Source organism: Glaciimonas sp. PCH181 (genome assembly GCF_003056055.1).
Taxonomy (GTDB): Bacteria; Pseudomonadota; Gammaproteobacteria; order Burkholderiales; family Burkholderiaceae_D; genus Glaciimonas.
Genome location: NZ_PYFP01000003.1, coordinates 1 through 25,846 on the forward strand (window position 1 = coordinate 1; position 25,846 = coordinate 25,846).

A 25,846-nucleotide genomic window follows, 5' to 3' on the forward strand; every position below is an offset into this window, starting at 1 on the left:
TTCGTCCCGGCCAGCTTTCGGGTCATCCGGCATGTGCGTCCCAAACTCGCTTGCACCTGCTGCGACTGCATCGTCCAGGCGCCGGCACCCAGCCGTCCGATTGCACGCGGTCTGGCGGGGCCCGGATTACTCGCCCATATTCTGGTGAGCAAGTTCGCTGATCATCTTCCGCTCTACCGGCAATCGGTCATCTATGCCCGGGAAGGTGTGGAACTGGATCGGGGATTATTGGCAGACTGGGTCGGTGCTGCCAGCAGCCTGCTGCGACCGCTGGTCGATGCGGTACGCCGTCATGTGATGGCAACGACCAAATTACATGCCGACGACACCCCGATCCCGGTACTGGCACCCGGCAATGGCAAGACCAAACAGCCAGACTGTGGACGTATGTCCGCGACGACCGGCCATCGGGATCAACCGATGCCCCGGCAGTCTGGTTCGCTTACACGCCGACCGCAAAGGTATCCATCCTCAGACCCATCTGGCGCGCCGGCGTTCTGCAGGCCGATGCGTATGCCGGATTCAACGCGATTTATGCAACCGGTCGTGTACAGGAGGCTGCGTGCTGGGCGCACGCGCGACGCAAATTCTTCGACTTGCATGCAGCACGGGCCTCGCCAATCACCACTGAAGCCTTGCGCCGCATCGGCGCATTGTATGAGATCGAAGCAAGCATACGTGGCAAACCGCCACAGGTAAGACAGGCAGTGCGCCAGGCGCAGTCGCGCCCGCTCATTGATGCGTTGGAAAGCTGGCTGCGGGCAAGTTTGTTGACGCTGTCGCGCAAATCCGATACTACTGCGGCGCGATCCTGTACGCCCTCAATTTATGGCCAGCATTAACCCGCTATTGCGACGATGGCAGCATCGAGATCGATAATTCGGCCGCCGAACGCGCATTGCGCGGTATCGCCATTGGACGACGTAATTATCTGTTTGCAGGCTCCGACAATGGCGGCGAACGTGCCGCCGCTATCTACTCGCTCATTGGGACGGCTAAACTCAATGGCGTCGATCCGGCAGCATGGTTGCGCTACGTCCTGACGCATATTGCCGATCATCCCGTCAATCAAATTGATGACTTCCTGCCTTGGAATCTGGCATCTAGGCTGGCGATCATATCTGCGCCAAAGCAATAGCCGCTGAAATGCGGGGCTGTCAATACGGCCTTTGAACGACGCTTACATATGAAGAATGGTGGTACCGGGACTATCGATCCGATTTCGATTCGATTTCGATTGCCCAAAGCAAAAACCCTCCCAGATTTCTCTGGGAGGGTTTTCTAATAAAAGCCTGACGATGACCTACTTTCACACTGGTTGCAGCACTATCATCGGCGCAAAGTCGTTTCACGGTCCTGTTCGGGATGGGAAGGGGTGGTACCAACTCGCTATGGTCATCAGGCATAAACTGTAGTGTCATATGTTCCCAATCGGGCAACACACAACGCAATCTAGAAGAAGTAAAGTTTTGTTTCATGTGTTGGGGTAACGAGGGTTTCGTTACCCCAACACTGGGTATGATTGCACTTTTCAGGCAAACACATATCTCATTAGCTTATATATAACCTGCTAAGGTTATAGGGACAAGCCGCACGGGCAATTAGTACTGGTTAGCTTAACGTATTACTACGCTTCCACACCCAGCCTATCAACGTCCTGGTCTCGAACGACCCTTTAGGGGAATCTAGTTCCCGGGAAATATCATCTCAAGGCAAGTTTCCCGCTTAGATGCTTTCAGCGGTTATCTCTTCCGAACTTAGCTACCCGGCAATGCCACTGGCGTGACAACCGGTACACCAGAGGTTCGTCCACTCCGGTCCTCTCGTACTAGGAGCAGCCCCCTTCAAATTTCCAACGCCCACGGCAGATAGGGACCAAACTGTCTCACGACGTTTTAAACCCAGCTCACGTACCACTTTAAATGGCGAACAGCCATACCCTTGGGACCGGCTACAGCCCCAGGATGTGATGAGCCGACATCGAGGTGCCAAACTCCCCCGTCGATATGAACTCTTGGGAGGAATCAGCCTGTTATCCCCAGAGTACCTTTTATCCGTTGAGCGATGGCCCTTCCATACAGAACCACCGGATCACTATGTCCTACTTTCGTACCTGCTCGACTTGTCAGTCTCGCAGTTAAGCACGCTTATGCCATTGCACTACCAGCACGATGTCCGACCGTACCTAGCGTACCTTCGAACTCCTCCGTTACACTTTGGGAGGAGACCGCCCCAGTCAAACTGCCTACCATGCACTGTCCCCGATCCGGATAACGGACCAAGGTTAGAATCTCAAACAAACCAGGGTGGTATTTCAAGGTTGGCTCCACGCAAACTAGCGTTCACGCTTCAAAGCCTCCCACCTATCCTACACAGATTGGTTCAAAATTCAATGCAAAGCTACAGTAAAGGTTCATGGGGTCTTTCCGTCTAGCCGCGGGTAGATTGCATCATCACAAACATTTCAACTTCGCTGAGTCTCGGGAGGAGACAGTGTGGCCATCGTTACTCCATTCGTGCAGGTCGGAACTTACCCGACAAGGAATTTCGCTACCTTAGGACCGTTATAGTTACGGCCGCCGTTTACTGGGACTTCAATCAAGAGCTTGCACCCCATCATTTAATCTTCCAGCACCGGGCAGGAGTCACACCATATACGTCCACTTTCGTGTTTGCATAGTGCTGTGTTTTTATTAAACAGTCGCAGCCACCTTTTTATTGCAGCCCTTTCACCCTTCTGGCGCAAGCCAGTCAAGCTACCGGGGCGTACCTTATCCCGAAGTTACGGTACAAATTTGCCGAGTTCCTTCTCCCGAGTTCTCTCAAGCGCCTTAGAATACTCATCTCGCCCACCTGTGTCGGTTTGCGGTACGGTCTCGTGTGACTGAAGCTTAGAGGCTTTTCTTGGAACCACTTCCGATTGCTTCGTGAATAAATTCACTCGTCTCAACCCCTTGAATTACGCTGCCGGATTTGCCTAACAGCCTTCTCTGAGCCAAAAACCGACTATTCCAACAGTCGGACAACCTTCCGCGATCCGTCCCCCCATCGCATCACACGACGGTGCAGGAATATTAACCTGCTTCCCATCAGCTACGCATCTCTGCCTCGCCTTAGGGGCCGACTCACCCTGCTCCGATGAACGTTGAACAGGAAACCTTGGGCTTACGGCGTGGAGGCTTTTCACCCCCATTATCGCTACTCATGTCAGCATTCGCACTTCTGATACCTCCAGCATCCTTTACAAGACACCTTCGCAGGCTTACAGAACGCTCTCCTACCATATCAATAAATTGATATCCGCAGCTTCGGTGACTGGCTTAGCCCCGTTACATCTTCCGCGCAGGACGACTCGATCAGTGAGCTATTACGCTTTCTTTAAAGGATGGCTGCTTCTAAGCCAACCTCCTGACTGTTTTAGCCTTCCCACTTCGTTTGCCACTTAGCCAATCTTTGGGACCTTAGCTGGCGGTCTGGGTTGTTTCCCTCTTGACGTCGGACGTTAGCACCCGGCGTCTGTCTCCCAAGCTCGCACTCATCGGTATTCGGAGTTTGCAATGGGTTGGTAAGTCGCAATGACCCCCTAGCCATAACAGTGCTCTACCCCCGATGGTGATACTTGAGGCACTACCTAAATAGTTTTCGGAGAGAACCAGCTATTTCCAAGTTTGTTTAGCCTTTCACCCCTACCCACAGCTCATCCCCTAATTTTTCAACATTAGTGGGTTCGGACCTCCAGTGCGTGTTACCGCACCTTCATCCTGGCCATGAGTAGATCACTTGGTTTCGGGTCTACACCCAGCGACTGAACGCCCTATTCGGACTCGATTTCTCTACGCCTTCCCTATACGGTTAAGCTTGCCACTGAATGTAAGTCGCTGACCCATTATACAAAAGGTACGCAGTCACGGAACAAGTCCGCTCCTACTGTTTGTATGCACACGGTTTCAGGATCTATTTCACTCCCCTTCCGGGGTTCTTTTCGCCTTTCCCTCACGGTACTGGTTCACTATCGGTCGATTACGAGTATTTAGCCTTGGAGGATGGTCCCCCCATGTTCAGACAGGATTACACGTGTCCCGCCCTACTTGTCGCACACTTAGTTCCACACCACCGATTTCATGTAAGGGGCTATCACCCTCTATGGCCACTATTTCCAGAGTGTTCCATTATCGCTGATGCTAAATCGTGCAGGCTGTTCCCATTTCGCTCGCCACTACTTTGGGAATCTCGGTTGATTTCTTTTCCTGTAGCTACTTAGATGTTTCAGTTCGCCACGTTCGCCTTGCATACCTATGTATTCAGTATGCAATACCCTAAAAGGGTGGGTTTCCCCATTCGGAAATCTGCGGATCAAAGCGTGTTTGCTCGCTCCCCGCAGCTTATCGCAAGCTACTACGTCCTTCATCGCCTGTAATCGCCAAGGCATCCACCATGTGCACTTATTCACTTGTCCCTATAACGTTAGCCTCTAGACGCGTTCACGTCTAAAAACCGGTTATAGGATATTACTTATGAGTATTACTTTAGCGTTTGCCGTATCCAAAGTGTTTTCGCAGTTGCATACTCTCGTATGCTCTTTTGAGAACTCTTTTAATACTTTTTGATTTGATACAATCATACCCATCCACAATGCTGTCGCACTGCGGACGAATCTTTACTTCTTCTAAATTGTTAAAGAACAAACAGCCAATGATCTTAAAAAGATCAAACCTAAATCGCGCCGCATCACGCTGTCTTACCCTGCGTAATACCTGACTTAGGTTTGATATTTCACCACGCTCAACCCCCGCTCTGGGAATCAAACAATATGGTGGAGGCTAACGGGATCGAACCGATGACCCCCTGCTTGCAAAGCAGGTGCTCTCCCAGCTGAGCTAAGCCCCCATAAACTTGTGGTGGGTCTGGTTGGGCTCGAACCAACGACCCCCGCGTTATCAACACGGTGCTCTAACCAACTGAGCTACAGACCCGCTTTGGATCAGTACTTCAGTAGTCAACGATAAACCCTCTATCGCACGCGCACCGCGCTCTACCTATAACTGTTCTTCTTTTAACTAACACACCGATAAGTGTGGACGCTTAATGTCCGTACAAACTCTAGAAAGGAGGTGATCCAGCCGCACCTTCCGATACGGCTACCTTGTTACGACTTCACCCCAGTCACGAATCCCACCGTGGTAAGCGCCCTCCTTACGGTTAGGCTACCTACTTCTGGTGAAACCCGCTCCCATGGTGTGACGGGCGGTGTGTACAAGACCCGGGAACGTATTCACCGCGACATGCTGATCCGCGATTACTAGCGATTCCAACTTCATGTAGTCGAGTTGCAGACTACAATCCGGACTACGATACACTTTCTGGGATTAGCTCCCCCTCGCGGGTTGGCGGCCCTCTGTATGTACCATTGTATGACGTGTGAAGCCCTACCCATAAGGGCCATGAGGACTTGACGTCATCCCCACCTTCCTCCGGTTTGTCACCGGCAGTCTCATTAGAGTGCCCTTTCGTAGCAACTAATGACAAGGGTTGCGCTCGTTGCGGGACTTAACCCAACATCTCACGACACGAGCTGACGACAGCCATGCAGCACCTGTGTTACGGTTCTCTTTCGAGCACCACCTAATCTCTCAGGCGTTCCGTACATGTCAAGGGTAGGTAAGGTTTTTCGCGTTGCATCGAATTAATCCACATCATCCACCGCTTGTGCGGGTCCCCGTCAATTCCTTTGAGTTTTAATCTTGCGACCGTACTCCCCAGGCGGTCTACTTCACGCGTTAGCTGCGTTACCAAGTCAATTAAGACCCGACAACTAGTAGACATCGTTTAGGGCGTGGACTACCAGGGTATCTAATCCTGTTTGCTCCCCACGCTTTCGTGCATGAGCGTCAGTGTTATCCCAGGGGGCTGCCTTCGCCATCGGTATTCCTCCACATCTCTACGCATTTCACTGCTACACGTGGAATTCTACCCCCCTCTGACACACTCTAGCCGTGCAGTCACAAATGCCATTCCCAGGTTAAGCCCGGGGATTTCACACCTGTCTTACACAACCGCCTGCGCACGCTTTACGCCCAGTAATTCCGATTAACGCTTGCACCCTACGTATTACCGCGGCTGCTGGCACGTAGTTAGCCGGTGCTTATTCTTCAGGTACCGTCATTAGCCCCAGGTATTATCCAAGACCGTTTCTTCCCTGACAAAAGAGCTTTACAACCCGAAGGCCTTCTTCACTCACGCGGCATTGCTGGATCAGGCTTGCGCCCATTGTCCAAAATTCCCCACTGCTGCCTCCCGTAGGAGTCTGGGCCGTGTCTCAGTCCCAGTGTGGCTGGTCGTCCTCTCAGACCAGCTACTGATCGAAGCCTTGGTGAGCCTTTACCTCACCAACTAGCTAATCAGATATCGGCCGCTCTTTGAGCATGAGGTTCTTACGAATCCCCCACTTTCATCCGTAGATCGTATGCGGTATTAGCTAATCTTTCGACTAGTTATCCCCCACTCAAAGGCACGTTCCGATATATTACTCACCCGTTCGCCACTCGTCAGCGGAGCAAGCTCCCTGTTACCGTTCGACTTGCATGTGTAAGGCATGCCGCCAGCGTTCAATCTGAGCCAGGATCAAACTCTTCAGTTTAATCTCTGTTTTGTGGCATTGCTGCCTAGCATCGCTGCTATCGCTCACTCAAAATACTGACAGGCTACTCCCCAAGTTTGACCTTGCGAAATATCCTATTTTCTTCTTTTGTGAACATTTAATGTTTTAAGTTATACGCAAACTACCGAAGTAATTTACGCTGCACTTTCATTAAACGCCCACACTTATCGGCTGTTAATTGTTAAAGAACTGTCCTCTGTTTTGCGTCACACCGCAGTGTTCGCAGCACCAACAAATCGTTTTGTTTGTCAGCAGCAGAGAGATGAGATTATGGGGCGCTTCAAGCTTTTCGTCAACTCTTTTTTAAACCGTTTTAACAACAATTTAAATCCGATCCAACTACTTTATGACTACTTAAAATCACCCACATTTACAACCCCGTTCCATCCCCAACTTCGCCCCCAACACCGCTTGCACCGTGTCGTTTATTGCGCGTCGTTTTCAACAGAGGCCGAACTATAGCAACACATCCACACACTGGCAAGCAGTTTTGTCATAATTTTTAAACATTTTTAACGATAGGTAAAATCCGTACTTTTCTGACCTAAAGTCTCCCCAGATAAGTCAAAAATCTTTGTAAGATGAACTACCGCAATCAGTGCGCAGTCTATCTAGTTACTAGTTACCACACAGCCCTACCCTTATATACAGGCGTCGCAATCAGTACATGCGCGCCTTACAGCTGTTGATTACTTCTCGCCATCGAGCCAAAGTAAATAACCCACATAAAGGATAGCAACGTGAATATAAATCCCCTGGCAGGCAAACCCGCGCCAACTGATGTCTTGGTAAACATCCCTAAACTTATCACGGCTTATTACAGCAATCGACCAGACCCCGCTCTAGTCGCGCAACATGTCGCCTTTGGCACATCAGGTCACCGTGGCTCATCCTTTCAAAACACGTTTAACGAATGGCACGTATTAGCGATCACGCAAGCCATTTGCCAGTACCGCAAACAACAGAACATTACTGGTCCATTATTTCTTGGGATTGATACGCACGCGCTATCGGAACCAGCGGCGGCCAGCGCACTTGAAGTACTGGCGGCAAATGGCGTAGACGTGATGCTTGCCGAAAATGATGAGTACACACCTACTCCCGTCATTTCACACGCGATATTGACCTACAACCGTGGCCGTACAACCGGATTAGCCGATGGGATTGTTGTCACGCCTTCCCACAATCCGCCCGACAATGGCGGCTTCAAATACAATCCACCAAATGGTGGACCGGCAGATACCGATATCACTGACTGGATCCAGGCTACCGCCAATGACTTTCTAAAAACTGGATTGCAAGGCGTGCATCGCATGCCTTTTGAAAAAGCCTTACTTGCGCCCACGACCCACCGTTACGACTATTTAAACAACTATGTTAATGACCTCGGCAATGTCATCGATATGGAAGTCATACGAAGCGCTAACGTTCGCTTGGGTGTCGATCCTCTCGGCGGCGCAGGCGTCCATTATTGGGCGCGTATTGCAGAACGCTACAAAATCAACCTGACCGTAGTCAGCGAGATCGTCGATCCAACCTTTCGTTTTATGACCCTCGATTGGGACGGCAAGATTCGCATGGACCCATCATCGCCCTACGCCATGCAGCGCTTAATTGATCTCAAAGATCGCTTCGACGTCGCCTTCGCCTGCGATACGGATCACGACCGTCACGGCATCGTTACCGGCAGCGGCGGATTGATGCCGCCGAATCATTATCTCGCGGTCGCTATCGATTACCTGTTTCAAAATCGCCCTCAATGGCGTCAAAATGCCGGTATCGGCAAAACCGTCGTCAGTAGTCAGATAATCGATCGCGTTTGCACCAAATTAGGCAGACGGTTATATGAAGTACCGGTCGGTTTCAAGTGGTTTGTCGATGGTCTTTTCGATGGTTCGCTCGGCTTTGGTGGCGAAGAAAGCGCCGGTGCCGCATTTCTAAGACTGGATGGCACGGTCTGGACGACAGATAAAGATGGCATGACACCAGCATTGTTAGCAGCCGAGATGACCGCGCGCACTGGTAACGATCCTGCGCAAGCCTATCAAAAACTTGAGCAGGAATTGGGTGTAGCCGTGGCTGATCGCGTAGAAGCACCTGCCACGCCAACGCAAAAAGCAGCTTTGGCCGCGCTTTCCCCGCAGCAAATACCTTCCACCGCGCTAGCTGACGAAAAAATTATCAGCATTTTGACTAAGGCGCCGGGCAATGACGCTGCCATCGGCGGCCTGAAAGTTAGCACAGAAAATGGCTGGTTTGCAGCGCGTCCATCGGGCACTGAAGAAATTTATAAAATTTATGCTGAAAGCTTCCGTGGCGATGCGCATTTACAGCAAATCATCAAAGAAGCCCAAACGATTGTAGATACAGCTTTAGGCGCAGGATAGTAGCTAACCTGACAAGAAAGGCTTTATCCCATACAAAGGGCAGATCAAGATAATTAAATAACGCATTGCAACACCGCAATGCTTATATCAAATTATCCAGCGTCACTGCATTGCTGAAGCTTGGCAAACCCTATTACACTAAAGTCAGTCCATTTAGGTGAAGCGCTCATTATGCTAAAAGCTCTCAGTCGATTATGGTGGCGCGGCGTTAAAACTATTAGCAAAGCGCAGCAAACCCAAGGTAAGAAATTAGCCAAAACGTTTCTTGCGAAGCCAGCGAAAGCAAAACGCAAACCTGTTAAATCGCCGGCAAAAAAAGTCTCTGCGACAAAATCACTTAAATCCGCGCCAGTCAGTAAAACAATTGCCGCGCCTGCGTTACCTGGCCAATGGCTATCGTTTTATTACACATCTCCGTCGGAAGGGGCAGCAACAACACGGCGGCGCATGCAATATTGGTTGTATTTACCTGCCAACGCACCGGCAACCGCGCTTCCGTTAGTGGTCATGCTGCACGGCTGCAATCAAAGTGTGGATGATTTCGCGCGCGGTACACGCATGAATCAGCTTGCCGAAAGGCAAGGCTTTGCCGTTCTATATCCGCAGCAATCCTATACCGGCCACATGAAACGGTGCTGGAATTGGTACAACCGTGAAACTCAGGAAGGCGGCGGCGATGCCAAGCGAATAGCAGCCATCATCGGCATTGCGTCTGACAAATATCCCATCGACAAAACACGCATTTACATCGCTGGGCTGTCGGCAGGGGCTTCGATGGCCTCGATTGTGGCGCTGAATTATCCGCATTTGATCACTGCTGTGGGGATACATTCTGGTACTGTTTTCGGCGCGGGACACTCCCTTGTCGGTGCTTATGGCGTAATGCAACGGGGCACTGCGAAATATCTGTCCGAGTCGATCAGCAATATCGAAAAAAAGCATATTGCATTTCCAAAGATGCCTGCCATCCTGATTCATGGTCTGGAGGATACCGTCGTGCGCCCAGTAAATATTCTGCAATTAACGCAACAATTCAGAACATTAAACGGCGTCACCGCCCAAGCCGAAGCCACCGTTATCATTAAAGCCGCCAGCACGGCGAATAGCCGCCACCCTCATCACGCCTATAAAATTCACGATTATTACGACGAGAAAAAATTGCTAGTAAAGGTATGCGAAATTTCTCAGCTAGGACATGCCTGGAGTGGCGGCGATTGCGCAATACGTTACAACGCCTGCGCGGGCCCAGACGCCACCAAAATGCTATGGGATTTTTTCAGACAACACCGACGCGTTGTAGCATCCTGAAGTTGAACAACGGCGCTTCAAACAAAGCGCCTGAACCATCTTAAGTAACGTCAAACAATCTCACGCTAGCAAGGCCTTAACGAAATCCTTCTTATCGCTTTCCGGTTTTCTTTCGAACTGTAACGCAGATTCGACGTGATGCAGGTGATGCATCATAAGTTGCACCGCATTTTCAACGTCACCGACTTTAGCCGCCGCAATAAAAGCCAGATGTTCATCCGATGAACAGACGGCATCACGTGTCGATTGATACAGCATCGTAATCAGCGAACTGCGGCCCGCAAGTTTTACCAGCACATCGGTAAGGACCTGATTCCCCACTGTCTCTGCCAGCAGAATATGAAAATCGCTCAATAATTTAGAGCGTGTTTGTGGATTCTCTTTCGATAGCGCATCGCGTTCCTGCACCAGATGGCGATCAATTATTAAATAGTCTTCAGGTTTAGCCTTCGCTACGAACTCTCTGACTAGCGCCTCTTCCAGAATACGCCGCACAAAAAATATCTCACGCGCTTCTTCTTCGGTAGGCTGACTAACAAAAGCACCTTTGTCAGGCACCAAATCAATTAATTTATCTTTGGCCAGCATGACCAATGCTGCCCGGATCTTAGTCCGGCTTACCGAATACAGACGCGCAAGCGCCTCCTCGCGCAACTTAGTACCTGGCGGCAGGCGTTGCTCCGCAATCGCCATCGTAATGTCCGCGGCAATACTATCCGAACTGTCGGCAACGATTGGACTTGAAGGCATGTTCATAGTGTCGCTGACCTTAAACGCAATAACGTTATTTAAAGGCAGAAATTGTACTTGCAAATGCTATTCCTGAGGATTATCGCTGCGCCTCTGGCGATCCATTCGCCAGAGGCCCTCTATTCAGCGCCGGGATTAATGCGCCGTATGCAGATGCAAATGACTGTCTGGCTTACCATTTTCGACGCCGTTCTCAAGTCTTTTTTGCGCATCGTACTCTTCGATAGCGGCAAGATCACCGTTCAAAACAGCATGGGCGCGCTTCCGATCGATATCTTTTTCCCACACCGCCACCACCACAGTCGCGACACAATTACCCAGTAAGTTACCCAAGGCACGCGCGATCCCCATAAACCAATCAACCGATAAAACCAATACCAGACCAACTACCGGAATCGCCGGAATCGCCGACAAGGTCGCAGCCAAAATCACAATGGCTGAGCCGGGCACGCCATGCGCGCCTTTTGAAGTAATCAACGCAACCGCCAAAATTGCCAGCAAATCAGTCGTTGCCAGCGGCGTATTCGTTGCCTGAGCAATAAATACGGCAGCAAGTGTCAGGTAAATTGAAAAAGCATCCAGATTGAACGAATAACCTGTCGGAATCACTAATCCCACGGTCGAATTTTTGATTCCCATATATTCGAGTTTTTTCATAATTTGCGGCAATACTGCATCCGATGACGCCGTCGCCAGCACCACCATCAATTCTTCGCGCAAATATTTAATCAGTTTGAAAATACTGAATCCTGTGAGCCTTAGAATGGTCCCCAAAATGGCAAACACAAAAACGATCACCGACAGATAAAACAAGGCGACTAAAAAGCCTAATTGCTGCAACGAACCCACGCCATATTTCCCGACCGTAAAGGCAATCGCACCAAACACACCCAGCGGCGCAAGTTTGATAATGAATGACATACATTTGAAAAATGCCGCCGACATGCTGCCGACGATGCTGACTATCGGCGCTGCTTTCTCACCGATCAGTGACAACGCACAGCCAAAAATGACGGAAAACAACAGCACTTGCAGCACATCGCCCGATGTAAATGCACTCACCACGGTGTTAGGGATGATTTTCATCACAAAATCAGCGAAACCAGTGCCCTTAACCTTGTTAGCCGTATCTACATAATTCGTCAGCGAACTCGCATCGAGTGCACCGACATCAATATTCATCCCGGCTCCAGGATGAAAAACAAACGCCAGCAACAAGCCCAGCGCCAAGGCAACTGCAGTGACAACCTCAAAATAAATCAATGCCTTCAGGCCAACTCGCCCCACTTTCTTTAGCTCGCCTGCACCGTAAATTCCCTGCACAACTACACAAAATACAATCATGGGGATGATCATTTTGACCAGCTTGATGAAACCGTCACCTAGCGGTTTCATACTCTCGCCAAACTTGGGATATAGCACCCCAACAACGATCCCTAACACCAAGCCGATAACGACTTGACCAAAAAGCGATTTAAAAAATGTGGATAAGCGGCGCTGCATGTTTGTCTCCTGGCTACTCGATTTAATTATTAAATTTATACCAACAAGATCTCGCCACGATATTGCCTTTAAAAGTGGCTGCCTTGGATACAATATAGTGCATTCATTTTTTGTATGCAATAACTGAATTCAAGAGTAATATCCAAAAAAGACAAAAGGAGACGACAATGACTTCCCAACAAGCTAAGCACATGGATAGCGGCGCGCAAATCATGCAATGGTCTGAGGATTTGGCGCAACACACCGAAGTAGCAGGCATGCTTACTCGCACATATTTGACCCCTGCCCACCACGCAGCGGCGGCGCAACTGGCCGAATGGATGTGTGAGGCGGGGATGCAGGTTAGACGCGATATGGCCGGCAACGTGATCGGCCGCTATGAAGCAATTACACCAAACGCCCCCGCGCTGATCACCGGCTCGCATTTCGACTCGGTCCGCAACGGTGGAAAATATGACGGCAACCTTGGCATCCTGCTACCGATTGCCTGTATTAAACAGTGGCACGCCATCGGCAAGCGCTTCCCTTTTGCGCTCGAAGTGATCGGCTTCGCTGAGGAAGAAGGGGTGCGCTTTAAAGCAACCTTATTAGGCAGTCGGGCCGCGGCAGGCACTTTTGACATGGGTGTGCTCGACAATCTGGATGATGCCGGACTCAGCATGCGCGAAGTGATGGCCGCTTCCGGATTCCATGCGGTCGGCCTTGCCAAGGCAGCGTATGCACCGGAATCAGTACTCGCTTTTGTAGAGGTACACATTGAACAAGGCCCGGTTCTGCTCAATGAACAATTACCGCTAGGCATCGTCACCGCGATTTCCGGCGCATCCCGTTTCATGGTCGAAATCGATGGCCTCGCCGGACATGCAGGAACAGTGCCGATGGAAATGCGGCGCGATGCAGCCATGGCCGGGGCAGAAATCGGTCTATGTATAGAAAGACGGTGCCATGGCACAGCAGGATTAGTGGGGACGGTGGGGCAGTTTACTGTGCCTAACGGTGCTGCCAACGTGGTTCCAGGCAAAGCGATTTTTTCTATTGATATCCGGGCTGGCGATGACGCTGTGCGGCTGGCGGCAGTGACAGATGTCCTAGCTGAAATGAACAAAATAGGTCAACGCCGTAACGTCGTTATCCGCGCCAGACAAACCCATGATGCCGTTAGCGTGCCGTGCGCCCCTTGGTTACAGCAGCAATTGGCATCGGCCATCGCATCCTCCGAAATCCCCGTGCGCTACCTTCCTTCAGGTGCCGGTCATGATGCGATGGCAATGGCGGCAATCACCGATGTTGCAATGCTATTTGTCCGTTGCGGTAACGGTGGTATTAGCCACCATCCCGACGAAATCATGACCACAGAGGACGCCGCCCTCGCCTCACAGGCGTTTAGCTATTTTGTCGAACACTTTGCGAAATAGCGCCATCGGAAATACCGCAACTAATTAAACCTCTCTCACTAACTATTAGCAACGCAATCTCAGAATCGGAAAGAAAAATGACCAATACAACTCTCACCATTGATGGCTTTACTCTCACCGCAGCGCAGGTTATGAGCGTCGCCCGTGCGCCGCATGTCAGCGTCACGCTGGCAGATTCTTCCCGCGCTGCATTGAAAGAAAGCCGCGATTATATTGAGTCGACCTGGATGCATGACGATGCGCCGATGATGTACAGTTTTAATACCGGCGTCGGTTTGCTCAAAGATACGCGGATCAAGGTCGAACACATTGCGCTGTTTCAGACGCAATTGATCAAAGCCCATTGCGCCGGTATTGGCGAGCCATTTTCAGAAGAAGTCAGCCGCGCCACAATGTTGCTGCGCGCCAATGCGTTTGCCAGTAATTACTCCGCGCCACGGGTTGAAGTGGTGGACCGGTTGCTGGCGTTTCTGAACGCCGGGATTCATCCGATCATGCCGCAAAAAGGTTCGGTCGGTGCCTCCGGTGACCTTGCGCCATTGTCGTATCTGGCCGCCGCGATCGCCGGGTTTGATGAGGCCGAAGTCATGTATCAGGGCCAGCGCATGCACGCGCCCGCCGCGATTACGAAGGCGGGGATCAGTCCGGTGAAATTCGATTTGCAGGCCAAAGATGCATCGGCGCTGATCAATGGTTGCACGGCCTCGCTGGCGGTTGCGGTGCTGGTCGCGCACGACGCCCGCAATTTGCTGACCGATGCGTGTTTGTCGCTGGGCCTGACGCTGGAAGCGATGCGGGCCGAGATGGCGGCCTTTGATCCGCGGATTCAGCAAGCCCGTCCGCACGCCGGTCAGATCAAAACGGCGGCGGTCGTCCGCAAATTACTCAAAGGCTCGACCCGTACCACGCATGCCGCCCGTGCAGTGCAGTTTCCGGAAGAATCACGTCGTACCGATATTCCTTACAGCCCCCGGATTCAGGATGTGTATTCGTTGCGTTGCGCGCCGCAGGTGTATGGCCCGGTCTTCGACGCGCTCGATTACATCGACAATATCGTCGATAAAGAGATCAATTCGGCGACCGATAATCCGTTGATTTTTGGCAAGGATGGCGGTGGTTTCGAGATCATTTCCGGCGGCAATTTCCACGGCCAATATCTGGCACAGGCGATGGATTTGATGGCGATGGCGATCACCGACCTGGGCAGCATTTGCGAACGTCGCGTGGCGCGTTTGATCGATCCGACCCTCTCATGGGGCTTGCCGCGCAATTTGATGAGCGGCGTGCGCGGCGTCAATACCGGTTATCCGGTGGTGCAGTGTTCGCTGAGTTCGCTGGTGATGGAAAACCGCACATTGTGCATGCCGGGCAGCGTCGATAGCATTCCAGCCAAGGGCAACAGCGAAGATCACGTCTCCAACTCGACCTGGTGTGCGCGCAAGGCAGCGACGGTGGTGGCGAATACCCAGTACATTATCGGCGTAGAAATGTTGCTGGCAGCGCAAGCATTGACGATGACCGAAGCATTATTGCCAGAGTTCGTGCTGGGTCAAGGAACGCAAGCCGCCTACGATGAAATTCGTCGCCAGATTCCGGCGTGTCTGGATGGCGATCGCTGGTTTCATGATGACATTTTGATGGCGCAGTCGTTTGTGGTGAGCGGTTCGGTACGCGAGGCGGTGGCGGCTAAAATTGGTAATATCGTATAGCTAATTTAGCAATCCAGAGTGCAAATAAGCAACATTATTTCTGCCAAAGAAAATGAAAATGCCACCAGAAAAATGGTGGCATTTTCACGAGGTCCCGCAATCTTTGCAGCATTGTTGCGGATTTGATGAAAACACGACGATATTGTCTCATCGAACATGCTGGGTCATTGCTGCCATGTTAACATCGCGCTTTGTCCCGCCGCACCTCTTCATGACCGAATCCACGCTAGCCCGTATCGATACACTCGCAGCCGTTGTTAATCCCGGCATTCTGCTAGGACCTCTTCAACCAGAACTCATCCGCGATGAAATCCTCGCCGGCATTCTTGAGGCTACCGCTAAGCGTGTGCCGCAACAAATCGCGTGTATTTTCGGCGACCGCCGTATCACTTATCAAGAGCTCAATCACGCCGCCGACACCGCTGCCTCAAAACTGATTGAAGCTGGCGTTCATGCGGGGCAAATCGTCGGATTATGGCTGCCACGCGGGATTGATTTACTGATCATGCAAGCGGCAATCGCCAAAGCAGGCGCAGCATGGTTGCCGCTGGATGCAGACACGCCGGTCGAACGGATCGCGGTTTGCCTCGAAGATGCACAAGCGCCGGGGATCGTCACCTGTGCGTCTTTTTCTGCACGATTAGAAAACTTCGGGCACAACATTTGGACGGCAGAAAATCTCCTTGCCGAGTCGTCTGCTCCGATGCAAAAACGTGCTGGCGTGATAGGAACACATCCCGCCTACGTCATTTATACCTCTGGCTCCACTGGCAAACCAAAGGGCATCGAAATCACGCAAGCCAGCATCTGCCATTTTTTACGCAGTGAAAATGCGGTGCTCGGCGTGCGAGGTACAGACCGCGTGTACCAAGGATTTTCAGTCGCGTTCGATATGTCTTTCGAAGAAATCTGGATCAGCTATCTGGTCGGCGCAACGCTATGGATCGCGCCAAAAGAACTGGCCTCCGATCCTGAAGCGCTACCGCTTGCACTCGCTGCAAACAATGTTACCGTGCTGCACGCCGTGCCAACTTTACTAGCGCTATTCAATCAAGATATCCCAAGTCTGCGCCTGATCAATCTGGGTGGAGAAATGTGTCCGGAGGCGCTGGTAAATCGCTGGTCCAAGCCCGGTCGACAAATTTTCAATACTTACGGTCCGACTGAAATCACTGTATCTGCCAGTCTGGCCGCATTGCGCGCCAATGAACCGGTGACAATCGGCGTGCCATTGCCAAACTACGGCATGCTGATTATCAATCCCGCGATCGAACATGGTTTGACGCTATTGCCACGTGGCGAGGTCGGCGAACTCTGCATTACAGGACCTGGCGTCGCCGCTGGCTATCTGGGGCGCCCCGATCTGACGGCAGAAAAATTCTTAAGCAATCCATGGGCCTGTGGCGACTACGACAGCCGCTTGTATCGCACTGGCGATCTGGCCCGAATCGATGACGATGGACGCGTGCAATGTTTAGGCCGCACGGATGATCAAGTCAAGATTCGCGGCTTTCGGGTCGAATTGGGAGAAATCGAAGAAGTATTAGCGCGCCAACCCGGCGTTGGAACTGCTGCGGTCATTCTGCGTAATGATGACGGTATCGATCAACTAATCGCCTTCATCGTGCCGGAAAACGGCGTCGAGATTGCCGCCAGCGTCCTCCGCAACAGTTTAGGCAAACTTCTCCCTCCTTACATGGTGCCCGGCTTTTTTGAAATGATGCGCGAAATGCCGCGACTCACTTCAGGAAAAATTGATAGAAAAGCGCTTAAAGTTCGTCCCTTAACCGTCGTAAGTGGCAGTCAAACGAGTGCTGGTTCCGACACTGCAGAAACCCCGGCAGAAGAAGCGCTGTTTGCTGCGCTAACCAAACTTTTCCCCGGTCAGGCAATTCGCCGCGATGCTGATTTCTTTACAGATCTTGGCGGCCATTCGTTGTTTGCGGCCCGGCTAGCTTCAGCTTTACGCACCGATCCGCGCTTTGCGCACGTCACTGTGCGCGATATCTATATGAATCGAGTGGTCGGCAAAATCGCTGCCGTATTATCGGAAGAACATGAAATTGCTGCCGCCGTCGATACCCGCTGGATCCCGCCCTCGGTTGTAAAACGTTGGGTCTGCGGCGCGGCGCAAGCAGCGGCCGTACCTTGGCTGGTAGCAATGCGCATGATGCAATGGCTCGCGCCCTTTTTTACTTATCACTTTTTTACCGGCGATCCTGACGACTCCATCCTGCGCGCCATTGCCTTCTCGGTCGGCGTCTTTGTGCTAGCAACATTTTTTGAGTTCGCCATCGCCATCGCCGCCAAGTGGCTCATTCTCGGTCGTGTCAAACCTGGACGTTATCCACTATGGGGCTTGACCTACTATCGCTGGTGGCTTACCGACCGCCTGATTGAAGCAGCCCCCACTTATTTACTGAGCGGATCGTCGATTTACACCTGGTGGCTACGTGCACTGGGTGCGCGAATCGGCTCAGAAGTTCTGATTGGCTCGATCACCTTACGCAGCCACGATTTGCTGGTCATTGAAGACGGCGCGACCGTCGGTAACGCCGTTAATTTTGAAAACGCGCGGGTTGAGCATGGCGAATTGCGTCTGGGGCGAATCGTCATTGGCCGTGAAGCCTGCGTCGGCTCTTACGCCGTGCTGGAAGGCAATACCAACATTGGCGAATACGGTCATCTCGATGGCCAGTCTGCACTGAGCGATGGTCAGTCCGTACCGGCCGAACGTATTTGGGGCGGCTCACCAGCGCGCGACATGGGTGCTTTTGACCGACGCGCCAACCCACCGCGCCCGCCTGTGACACGCAAACGTCAAGTCGGCGAATCAGTCTTCTTCCTGTTAGGCGGCTTACTGATTACCACGCTGTTCTTTATGCCGGTGTTTCCGAGCTTTATTCTGATCGACTGGCTGGATAATTACGATCGTTTCCCTTGGCTGCAAAGTAACCGGCTGACATTCCAATTAACCAAATATTTTGTCATGGCATTTCCGGCAACGGCCGTTTTAATCATTTGCACCGCCCTACTTTCAGCAGGAATCCGCTGGAGTATTTTGCCTCGGCTTAAAGCCGGTAGCTGGCCAGTGCGCAGCAATAAATATTGCAGCAAATGGCTGGTCAATCAGATTCAAGAATCTAGCCTAAGCGTATTGCATGGCGTCTACGCCACTGTTTATGCGCCGCTCTGGTATCGCTTACTGGGCGCAAAAGTCGGTCGCGGCGCTGAAATTTCGACTGCGCTAGGCGTGGTGCCGGATATGTTAACGCTAGGCGAAGAAACCTTTATCGCAGACGCAGTCCTGTTGGGTGACGAACAAATCGATGGCGGCTGGATGCGTATGCAGCCGACTGTCATCTCGCGCCGCAGTTTTGTGGGCAATGGCGCCTACATTCCAGATGGCACCACGTTGCCGGAAAACGTCCTGATTGGCGTGCACACCCGCGCACCCGCGAACGACAAAATGCGTAACGGCGACACTTGGCTAGGTTCGCCCCCAATCAATCTCCCTGCACGCGAAGAAGTCAGCGGCTTCCCTGAACATTTAACGTTCCGGCCATCCAAACGCCGCCGTCTTGGACGTGGCCTGGTGGAAGCGTTCCGCATCGTCTCGCCGCACGCGATTGTGATTGCAGTCGGCTATACCTTAGTCTTAAATCTAATGCCGCTGGCAGGCGCTGGATTATGGGGCGAAGTCATCTGGTTACTGACTTTATCGGGACTGATGTACGGCGTCGGCACTTTCATTTGGATCGTATGTATAAAGTGGCTGCTGCTAAAACGTTACCGCAAATGCAGCGTGCCGATGTGGACACCATTCGTTTGGCTATCCGAGGGCGTCACCAATCTATACGAGGGAATTGCCGTCCCGAATCTGCTAAATTATCTGCGCGGCACACCTTGGCTACCGATCGCTTTCAGAATGTTGGGATCCAAGATTGGACGCGGCGTCTATCTGAACACCACCGACATTACCGAGTTCGATTGCGTCTCCATCGGAGATCACAGTGAACTGAATGCCTTCGCTTGCCCGCAAACACACTTGTTTGAAGACCGGGTAATGAAAGTTGATCACGTCACTATCGGCAGCCGGGTGTATATGGGGCCGCGTAGTGCCGTGCTATATAGCGCGATTGTCGGCGACAACGCCAAATTGGGCGCGCTGACATTAGTGATGAAGGGCGAACATATCCCCGCAGGCACTAGCTGGCGCGGTTGTCCGGCAGCGCCTGAACGTCGTTAAGCGAAGTGAAATTCAGGCGGGATAATCACGAACTTATCCCGCATTACGGCTTGGCGCGGCATCAGTCCGCGCCAATTTAAAAACTACACTACGAACTACACCACCACTTTCCCACGCATCGCTTTATCATGACCCCGCCGGGTTTTCCTTTCAACCCGCTTCAACTGAGACGAAAAGCTGGGTTTAGTCGGACGGCGTCGTTTCGGTACGACAGTGACCGCCAACAGTAGCGCCTGTAACCGTTGCAAAGCATCCAGTTTATTTTGCTCCTGACTACGTGATTGTTGCGCCTTCAGAATGACGACACCATCCTTGGTAATCCGCTGATCATTCAACGCCAACAGTTTTTCTTTGTAAATGTCTGGCAGCGATGAAGCATTAATATCAAAACGCAGATGAATCGCCGAAGAGACCTTATTCACATTCTGGCCGCCCGGTCCTTGCGCCCGCACGCCCGTCATCTCAATCTCGGAAAGAGGAATGGCAAGACCCGCGTCAATACGCAGCAAATTTTGATCATTAGGAGGAAACATTTGGCCTATTATATTGGTAAAATTTATCGCAACTCAGGCATGCCGCACAATCCAATACTGCGATATAACAGGCGCGGTTTATTTTAGCTACCACCAAGAGATTCCTTGATGCGCAGATCGATAATGAAATGTGACTGGGCCGGTTGGTTACTTCTAATGCTAACCTTGTCTTTTAGCGCAGTATGTTCTGCCGCCGAGCGCTATCAAATTGATCCCGATCACACCTTTTCTTCTTTTGAATATAACCATTGGGGCTTATCAACGCAACGGAATCGCTTCGATACCACTAGCGGGTTTATCGAACTGGATCAAACCGCAGGCACAGGACAGGTCATGATCGAGATCGATGCCGGTTCGATTAACACCGGCACCGAGTTATTCAACAAAACTTTGCGGGGAAGCCAATTTTTTGATGTGGAAAAATATCCGAAAATTCGATTTACCTCTAACCACTTAATATTCGATGGCGAAAACCTGAAGCAAATCGAAGGTGACCTCACCATTAAAGATATTACCCGCACGGTGACATTGGAGATTACCAATTTTAATTGTCGCTTTATGCTGCTATATGGCAAACGCGCATGCGGAGCGAATGGTTTTGTTGAAATTCTTCGCAGCGACTATCATTTAGGACGCTTCGTCCCTTTCGTCAGCGATGCAGTGACACTTCATATCGTTGTCGAGGCGATCAAGGAATATTGAAATCCATAATGTTCGCATTACACAATAAATAGCCAGACATACACCATCCCCGCGACGACCAACAAAAACGGTATTGAATATGCGTGAAAGGTAATCCAGGCTTTTTTGTCCGGCGTCATACGCAACGCGATGATATTTGCCAGCGAGCCGAGCATAAAACCAAAACCACCAACATTGACCGCAAAGGCAATTAATCGCCAGTCCTTGGTATATTCCGCCAACAATATCGCGGCAGGGACATTGCTAATGAACTGCGATGCCACGATTCCGGCAACATAAAGTCGTTGCGGCTGTCCCAAACCCACACTTTCTATCCACGTATGCACCATCGGCAATTGCGCCACCAAACGCAAATCGATAAACATTAAGATGAATACCAGCAGTAATGCCCAATCAATGCGGGCTAATACATTTCGCTGCGCTACGGCAAAGATCACGCCTACCGCTATCACTGCTGGTATCGCGTAGTGCAGATCGGTCAGGATTAAAAACGGCACGTACATTGCCAGCGATAAGAATAGTAACTTGCGATTAATTAGCGCGGCAGCGGTATTCTCTTCCACCGACAGTTTCAGTCCAGGAAAGGCGACCAACGTTAATAACACCAATGGAATCAGCAAAATACACACCATGGGCAACATCGCGACGACGAAGTGATGAAAAGATAAATGGGAAAGCTGCCAAAGAAAAAGATTCTGGGGATTACCGATGGGCGTCAGCGCCGATCCAGCATTCGCCGCCAATGCTTCAAAGATAATCAAACGGGTTATCGGCAATTTAACGGTCGTACGCAAACTAAGCGTCAACGGCACCATAACAAACAATCCGACATCATTGGTCAATAACATCGATAACAATGCGGTAGTCAGTACCAGAAAAACAGCCAATGCCCGCTCAGTCGGCATCAAGGCCGTTAAATGTCCCGCCAATCGCGATAAGTAACCACTTAACTCCACCCCTTTTGTCAGCGCAAGTAATCCCGCCAAGGTGGCGATCGTCGGCCAATCAACCAGGTCAGGATATTCGGTAATATGCGTAGGGGAAACAACGGTTAATAGCAGCAGCAGGATCAACAAAATCCAGAAAAAATAATCTTTGCGTAATGCTGTAATCAGGGACGGCGTTATAGATAACTCAACTATCTCAGCGTGACTTGTCATTAATTTTTTTGCACAATTATTTTTAGATTCTGGAATTTTTCACCGCTAATGTGGCGATAGTGTAACAGTTCACAATCCAACTATTGTAGAGCTGACTATATTCACGCGTTCTGACATCTAAAGCAGGACATAGGGGATTATGGCTTCGAAGTACCTTCTATCTCCGCACGCAATTTCCTTATGGAGGCATCCAGATCATTTCTGGCCTGCTCCCATTTACTCTCACCGCTGCTCTTCAACTCTCCCCACGCTTGCTCCAGATCATTCCATTCGCGCTGAAAGTTTTGAGCCGCCACTTCCAATCGCGCCCTCGCTGCCGTCCCTGATTTCTTCGCCTTAATGTTTAATACTTCAATCCTATTTTTCAGTTCGGCCAATTGCTGATGCGCATCTTTTAAATATACATCGCGTTGCGCCTCAAATCCCATCATTTTTTGGTGTGAATCCGACGCTGCCGGACTCTTCGCTTCACTGCTGTGCGGCGGCAATTGCGCTAGCGCATTTTGGCAAACGCACAATGGCACTAAGCCGCATAACCCTAAAATGGCGAGGCTTGTTTTGCCTGCTTTGATTAATTTAATGCGCTTCATTTTTATCCCCCATTTCGCCCTATAACAAGACCATCCTGCTCTATTAGCGTATTCAATTTCTCCCTGCTTTCAAGAAAATTTGTTGCACTAGCAAGACCTGCCCGCTTGATGCTAGATGAATAAACCGCACATCATGGTGGCTTTTTTTCGCACGTTATCTATCCCACATCGCGCAATGATTTCCACACAGAAATCCTCTGTACATCTGGTTCCGGCAACGATGAAAATCAGCTTGCAGAACAGCCAATTCCGATTACAATCGTAACAATAAAGACAACATTTTTACTGATCTGCATCAATTTTTAAATCAAATAAAAATAGTCTTCTGTATATTTATGCTGACACTGCCTCGTTAAAACTACACCCTAAGGCAGCTTGATACCGCCAGACAATATTGCGGAAGGCGCACAAACACAGTAAGTGCTTTTCCTCACAGCTGACCTTAAAATTTCATCCCTGTCTTTGTCTTTTTTATTTTTAAATTGGACTAGTCAAGATGGTCACAACAACAACGACGTCATTAACGCCGCATTCACCACTCGTGCTGCTGAATGTAAAAGTGCGTTGTGGAAGCTGCAACTTGCGGGAGCTATGTCTGCCGATGGGGCTGACCGAGCTTGAAATGGATCGGTTAGATAAAATTGTCAGGCATCGTCGGCGCATCGCCCGCGACACAGCGCTGTATCGGATGAATGACCCATTTATCAATCTCTATGCTATCCGCGTAGGCCATTTCAAAACTTATCAAGTCAATGCCAATGGTGCGCATCACATTTCCGGCTTTCAGATGACTGGCGAGATACTCGGAATGGAGGCCATCAGCGCAAATCGCCATCAATGCGATGCCGTTGCACTGGAAGACAGTGAGGTATGTGAAATCCCCTTTGCTGAACTCGAAGGGTTATTACGCGACGTACCGATTATGCTGCGTCACTTTCATCGCATGATGAGTCGGGAAATTGCCCAAGATCACACAGCGATGCTGCAATTAGGCAATCTGCGCGCAGAGCAACGATTCGCCGCGTTTTTGCTTAATTTATCGAACTGTTATAAAACGCGGGGATATTCAGCCACCAACTTCCAGTTACGCATGTCGCGTGAGGAAATCGCCAATTTCCTAGGGCTGACCAACGAGACAATAAGTCGCTTGTTGGCGCAATTTAAGAAAACAGCGTGGGTAAAAGCCAATAATCGCGAAATCGAATTATTGAACCTTCCCGCCTTACACGCTTTGGTAGAAGGCAAATAATCCAGATAAAAATATCGCACTATTTCTCAAACGGCGGCGCTATCTGCTTGAATTTTTTCCATAGCTTATTTAGCTCGCCAAGCGTTTTCTTGTTTCCCGCCGCAGAATAACCGCGCACATAGCCACAAACTTCGGCAAGCTCAGGGCGCGTATGTAAGCACTGCTGCAATAGTCGACCGGCGACGCTGGCATCATTCAACGCACCCAACGCATCTTGCAAACTATGCAATCCCGCAATAAAAATGGCGATTTTTTTGGGTGGATAAAGCGATTCAAAAAAATCTAAGGCATAACGCAATTTTTTTGCCGCGATTCTCAATCTGTGGCGCTGCGCCGCGTCGATCCGGCGTAATCCCTTGCCGCGCTTATGCAATTTTTTCTGATAGTGCGCCAATTGCTCCGATGCGAAATGTTGCAATGAGGCACCAACCTTGATCGGCATCGGCGCATCTTCTGTCAAATTGATTTCAACACCATGAGCACACGCGCCCAACGTCAATAACAATCGCGCATAGCGGTCAGAATTAACCACCTCAATCGCTTTTGCTCTGTTATTTTGCGCAATCTTTAGCGCCTCTTGCCGCAACATCTGAAACTCCGGCATATCTGGCGAGCCCAGCGCCTCTGCATCTAGCGTCGTCCCGGCAAATACATCCCAATCCCGCACAGCGCCCAAATGCTGACCTAACCATTCACATTCTTCCTCTAAAAATGGCGGGAATGGAATAGCATCGCTAAAAATGGCAAGCGCGGAACGTAACCGACGTACGCCAACCCGCATTTGATGGACGTTTTCCGGATCGGTCCCGGATAAAAGTCCCGCTTCGTTACCCTGTATTTGGGCCACGCAATTCGCAATAATTGCCTGAAATCCTTGCGCTACGGTCTTTTTGTCCAGGATATCCAGCGGCGCTGCACGCGCTATTTCAACAGGAATTACCTCTGTTATATCGTCTGTTTGCAATCGATATAAGCGATAACCGCGTTCGGCCTTGCTGATATTGCTGAGGCGTAACGGTATCGTTTTTTGCAGTTCTAGCGCGAAGGCAAATAAATTCGCAGCCTCTCCCGACTTCAACTCTAGTTCAATTTCAGAAATCGGCGTAACCATGTCCGCAACGACATTGGCATCCGCACCATATTGAATCTGGCCCTCATCCAGCACCAACTCAACTTCATCGCCTTGCGGCAAGCGTAATAACCAGACATTACGTTGAAACTGTGTAGTGAATAGCGGTGTTAATTGCGCCACCATTGCTGGCTTAGATAACAACTTATCCCACGCCGATTTCGGTTTTAGCATTTCCCGCAAGGCAAGCAAATCGGGCGCGAGCGCGCTTACTTCAGACTCCCACTCGTTGCGTTGATGCAAACCGCTATCAACCTGCCCACCAGCTTTTAGCGTCTGAATCAATTTATTGCCAACCTGGCGGACACGTAACCCGGCCCGATGCCGCATCAAGATGCAATCCGGCGTATCAAAATAAGTACTGATGAGTTGTTGTTTATACGGCTTGGCGATTGCCAGCTTTTTGAGTAAGGGATGACGCCGAAACGCGCTAACGGCGTCAGGCGAAATGAGTAATTTTAGTTCGATTTCCATCGCGATCTCGGTTTCTGATGATGGCTGGCG

The 25,846-nt window shown here is 50.7% G+C and carries 14 protein-coding genes, 2 tRNA genes, 3 rRNA genes and 1 pseudogene; 9 read left to right on the top strand and 11 right to left on the bottom strand.

Annotated elements, in window-relative coordinates:
• Positions 1-24: 24 nt before the first annotated feature.
• Positions 25-842 (top strand): annotated as a pseudogene (locus C7W93_RS20760) (IS66 family transposase).
• Entirely contained in the window at positions 812-1,138 is a 327-nt protein-coding gene (locus tag C7W93_RS25525; RefSeq protein WP_370446522.1) for a transposase domain-containing protein, read from the top strand. Before C7W93_RS20760 ends, C7W93_RS25525 begins: the two are co-directional and overlap by 31 nt.
• Before the next feature lie 152 nt (positions 1,139-1,290).
• On the opposite strand, the gene rrf is transcribed toward C7W93_RS25525, so the two are convergent.
• From rrf to C7W93_RS20785, 5 genes are all read right to left on the bottom strand, one after another.
• Positions 1,291-1,403: ribosomal RNA gene (gene rrf, locus C7W93_RS20765) — 5S ribosomal RNA — on the bottom strand.
• 177 nt (positions 1,404-1,580) lie between these two features.
• Positions 1,581-4,456, bottom strand: a 23S ribosomal RNA gene (locus C7W93_RS20770).
• Positions 4,457-4,811: 355 nt separating this feature from the next.
• Positions 4,812-4,887, bottom strand: a tRNA-Ala gene (locus C7W93_RS20775).
• Between the two features lie 9 nt (positions 4,888-4,896).
• Positions 4,897-4,973: transfer RNA gene (locus C7W93_RS20780), tRNA-Ile, on the bottom strand.
• 131 nt (positions 4,974-5,104) lie between these two features.
• Positions 5,105-6,637 (bottom strand): 16S ribosomal RNA (locus tag C7W93_RS20785).
• The 16S, 23S and 5S rRNA genes sit together here with 2 tRNA genes alongside, the layout of an rRNA operon.
• Before the next feature lie 761 nt (positions 6,638-7,398).
• On the opposite strand from C7W93_RS20785, the gene pgm reads away from it, so the two are divergent.
• Both pgm and C7W93_RS20795 read left to right on the top strand, forming a co-directional pair.
• Positions 7,399-9,045, top strand: coding sequence for a phosphoglucomutase (alpha-D-glucose-1,6-bisphosphate-dependent) (pgm, locus tag C7W93_RS20790; RefSeq protein WP_108442269.1), 1,647 nt, complete (start codon positions 7,399-7,401; stop codon positions 9,043-9,045).
• A gap of 171 nt (positions 9,046-9,216) precedes the next feature.
• On the top strand, positions 9,217-10,353 hold the full coding sequence (locus C7W93_RS20795; RefSeq protein ID WP_225869985.1) for a PHB depolymerase family esterase: 1,137 nt from the start codon (positions 9,217-9,219) through the stop codon (positions 10,351-10,353).
• A gap of 60 nt (positions 10,354-10,413) precedes the next feature.
• Here C7W93_RS20795 and C7W93_RS20800 read toward each other — a convergent pair whose 3' ends face one another.
• Together C7W93_RS20800 and C7W93_RS20805 are read right to left on the bottom strand one after the other, a co-directional pair.
• Positions 10,414-11,103 carry a GntR family transcriptional regulator gene (locus tag C7W93_RS20800; RefSeq protein ID WP_370446523.1) on the bottom strand — a complete coding sequence of 230 codons (690 nt, stop codon included), beginning with the start codon at positions 11,101-11,103 and terminating at the stop codon, positions 10,414-10,416.
• A gap of 135 nt (positions 11,104-11,238) precedes the next feature.
• Positions 11,239-12,606, bottom strand: coding sequence for a C4-dicarboxylate transporter DctA (locus C7W93_RS20805; protein ID WP_108442270.1), 1,368 nt, complete (start codon positions 12,604-12,606; stop codon positions 11,239-11,241).
• 167 nt (positions 12,607-12,773) lie between these two features.
• Here C7W93_RS20805 and C7W93_RS20810 point away from each other — a divergent pair, with 167 nt between their 5' ends.
• From C7W93_RS20810 to C7W93_RS20820, 3 genes are all read left to right on the top strand, one after another.
• The gene (locus C7W93_RS20810; RefSeq protein WP_108442271.1) at positions 12,774-14,021 is read left to right on the top strand and encodes an allantoate amidohydrolase; all 1,248 of its coding nucleotides are present in this window, start codon (positions 12,774-12,776) and stop codon (positions 14,019-14,021) included.
• A 77-nt stretch (positions 14,022-14,098) separates the two neighbouring features.
• Positions 14,099-15,730, top strand: coding sequence for a histidine ammonia-lyase (gene hutH / locus C7W93_RS20815; RefSeq protein WP_108442272.1), 1,632 nt, complete (start codon positions 14,099-14,101; stop codon positions 15,728-15,730).
• Between the two features lie 211 nt (positions 15,731-15,941).
• Entirely contained in the window at positions 15,942-19,979 is a 4,038-nt protein-coding gene (locus tag C7W93_RS20820; RefSeq protein ID WP_108442657.1) for a Pls/PosA family non-ribosomal peptide synthetase, read from the top strand.
• Between the two features lie 95 nt (positions 19,980-20,074).
• Here the strand turns inward: C7W93_RS20820 and arfB are convergent, their stop codons facing one another.
• Entirely contained in the window at positions 20,075-20,512 is a 438-nt protein-coding gene (arfB, locus tag C7W93_RS20825) for an alternative ribosome rescue aminoacyl-tRNA hydrolase ArfB (RefSeq protein ID WP_108442273.1), read from the bottom strand.
• A 123-nt stretch (positions 20,513-20,635) separates the two neighbouring features.
• Here arfB and C7W93_RS20830 point away from each other — a divergent pair, with 123 nt between their 5' ends.
• Positions 20,636-21,214: a YceI family protein gene (locus C7W93_RS20830; RefSeq protein WP_201747326.1), complete on the top strand. Its 579-nt coding sequence runs from the start codon at positions 20,636-20,638 to the stop codon at positions 21,212-21,214.
• A 17-nt stretch (positions 21,215-21,231) separates the two neighbouring features.
• On the opposite strand, the gene C7W93_RS20835 is transcribed toward C7W93_RS20830, so the two are convergent.
• The gene (locus C7W93_RS20835) at positions 21,232-22,374 is read right to left on the bottom strand and encodes an SLC13 family permease (RefSeq protein WP_108442274.1); all 1,143 of its coding nucleotides are present in this window, start codon (positions 22,372-22,374) and stop codon (positions 21,232-21,234) included.
• 137 nt (positions 22,375-22,511) lie between these two features.
• Positions 22,512-22,964 (bottom strand): hypothetical protein, encoded by a 453-nt coding sequence (locus C7W93_RS20840; RefSeq protein WP_108442275.1) that lies wholly within the window; start codon positions 22,962-22,964, stop codon positions 22,512-22,514.
• A gap of 496 nt (positions 22,965-23,460) precedes the next feature.
• Between C7W93_RS20840 and C7W93_RS20845 the strand changes: the two genes are divergently transcribed.
• Positions 23,461-24,213 carry a helix-turn-helix domain-containing protein gene (locus tag C7W93_RS20845; RefSeq protein WP_108442276.1) on the top strand — a complete coding sequence of 251 codons (753 nt, stop codon included), beginning with the start codon at positions 23,461-23,463 and terminating at the stop codon, positions 24,211-24,213.
• Between the two features lie 19 nt (positions 24,214-24,232).
• Here C7W93_RS20845 and C7W93_RS20850 read toward each other — a convergent pair whose 3' ends face one another.
• On the bottom strand, positions 24,233-25,816 hold the full coding sequence (locus C7W93_RS20850; RefSeq protein WP_108442277.1) for a CYTH and CHAD domain-containing protein: 1,584 nt from the start codon (positions 25,814-25,816) through the stop codon (positions 24,233-24,235).
• Positions 25,817-25,846 lie beyond the last annotated feature (30 nt).

What these genes read in the sequence shown, in the direction of transcription:
- C7W93_RS20795 (WP_225869985.1), top strand. Translation starts at nt 9,217, where the DNA reads ATGCTAAAAGCTCTCAGTCGATTATGGTGGCGCGGCGTTAAAACTATT.
- C7W93_RS20800 (WP_370446523.1), bottom strand. Translation starts at nt 11,103, where the DNA reads ATGCCTTCAAGTCCAATCGTTGCCGACAGTTCGGATAGTATTGCCGCG.
- C7W93_RS20805 (WP_108442270.1), bottom strand. Translation starts at nt 12,606, where the DNA reads ATGCAGCGCCGCTTATCCACATTTTTTAAATCGCTTTTTGGTCAAGTC.
- C7W93_RS20810 (WP_108442271.1), top strand. Translation starts at nt 12,774, where the DNA reads ATGACTTCCCAACAAGCTAAGCACATGGATAGCGGCGCGCAAATCATG.
- hutH (WP_108442272.1), top strand. Translation starts at nt 14,099, where the DNA reads ATGACCAATACAACTCTCACCATTGATGGCTTTACTCTCACCGCAGCG.
- C7W93_RS20820 (WP_108442657.1), top strand. Translation starts at nt 15,942, where the DNA reads ATGACCGAATCCACGCTAGCCCGTATCGATACACTCGCAGCCGTTGTT.
- arfB (WP_108442273.1), bottom strand. Translation starts at nt 20,512, where the DNA reads ATGTTTCCTCCTAATGATCAAAATTTGCTGCGTATTGACGCGGGTCTT.
- C7W93_RS20830 (WP_201747326.1), top strand. Translation starts at nt 20,636, where the DNA reads ATGAAATGTGACTGGGCCGGTTGGTTACTTCTAATGCTAACCTTGTCT.
- C7W93_RS20835 (WP_108442274.1), bottom strand. Translation starts at nt 22,374, where the DNA reads ATGACAAGTCACGCTGAGATAGTTGAGTTATCTATAACGCCGTCCCTG.
- C7W93_RS20840 (WP_108442275.1), bottom strand. Translation starts at nt 22,964, where the DNA reads ATGAAGCGCATTAAATTAATCAAAGCAGGCAAAACAAGCCTCGCCATT.
- C7W93_RS20845 (WP_108442276.1), top strand. Translation starts at nt 23,461, where the DNA reads ATGGTCACAACAACAACGACGTCATTAACGCCGCATTCACCACTCGTG.
- C7W93_RS20850 (WP_108442277.1), bottom strand. Translation starts at nt 25,816, where the DNA reads ATGGAAATCGAACTAAAATTACTCATTTCGCCTGACGCCGTTAGCGCG.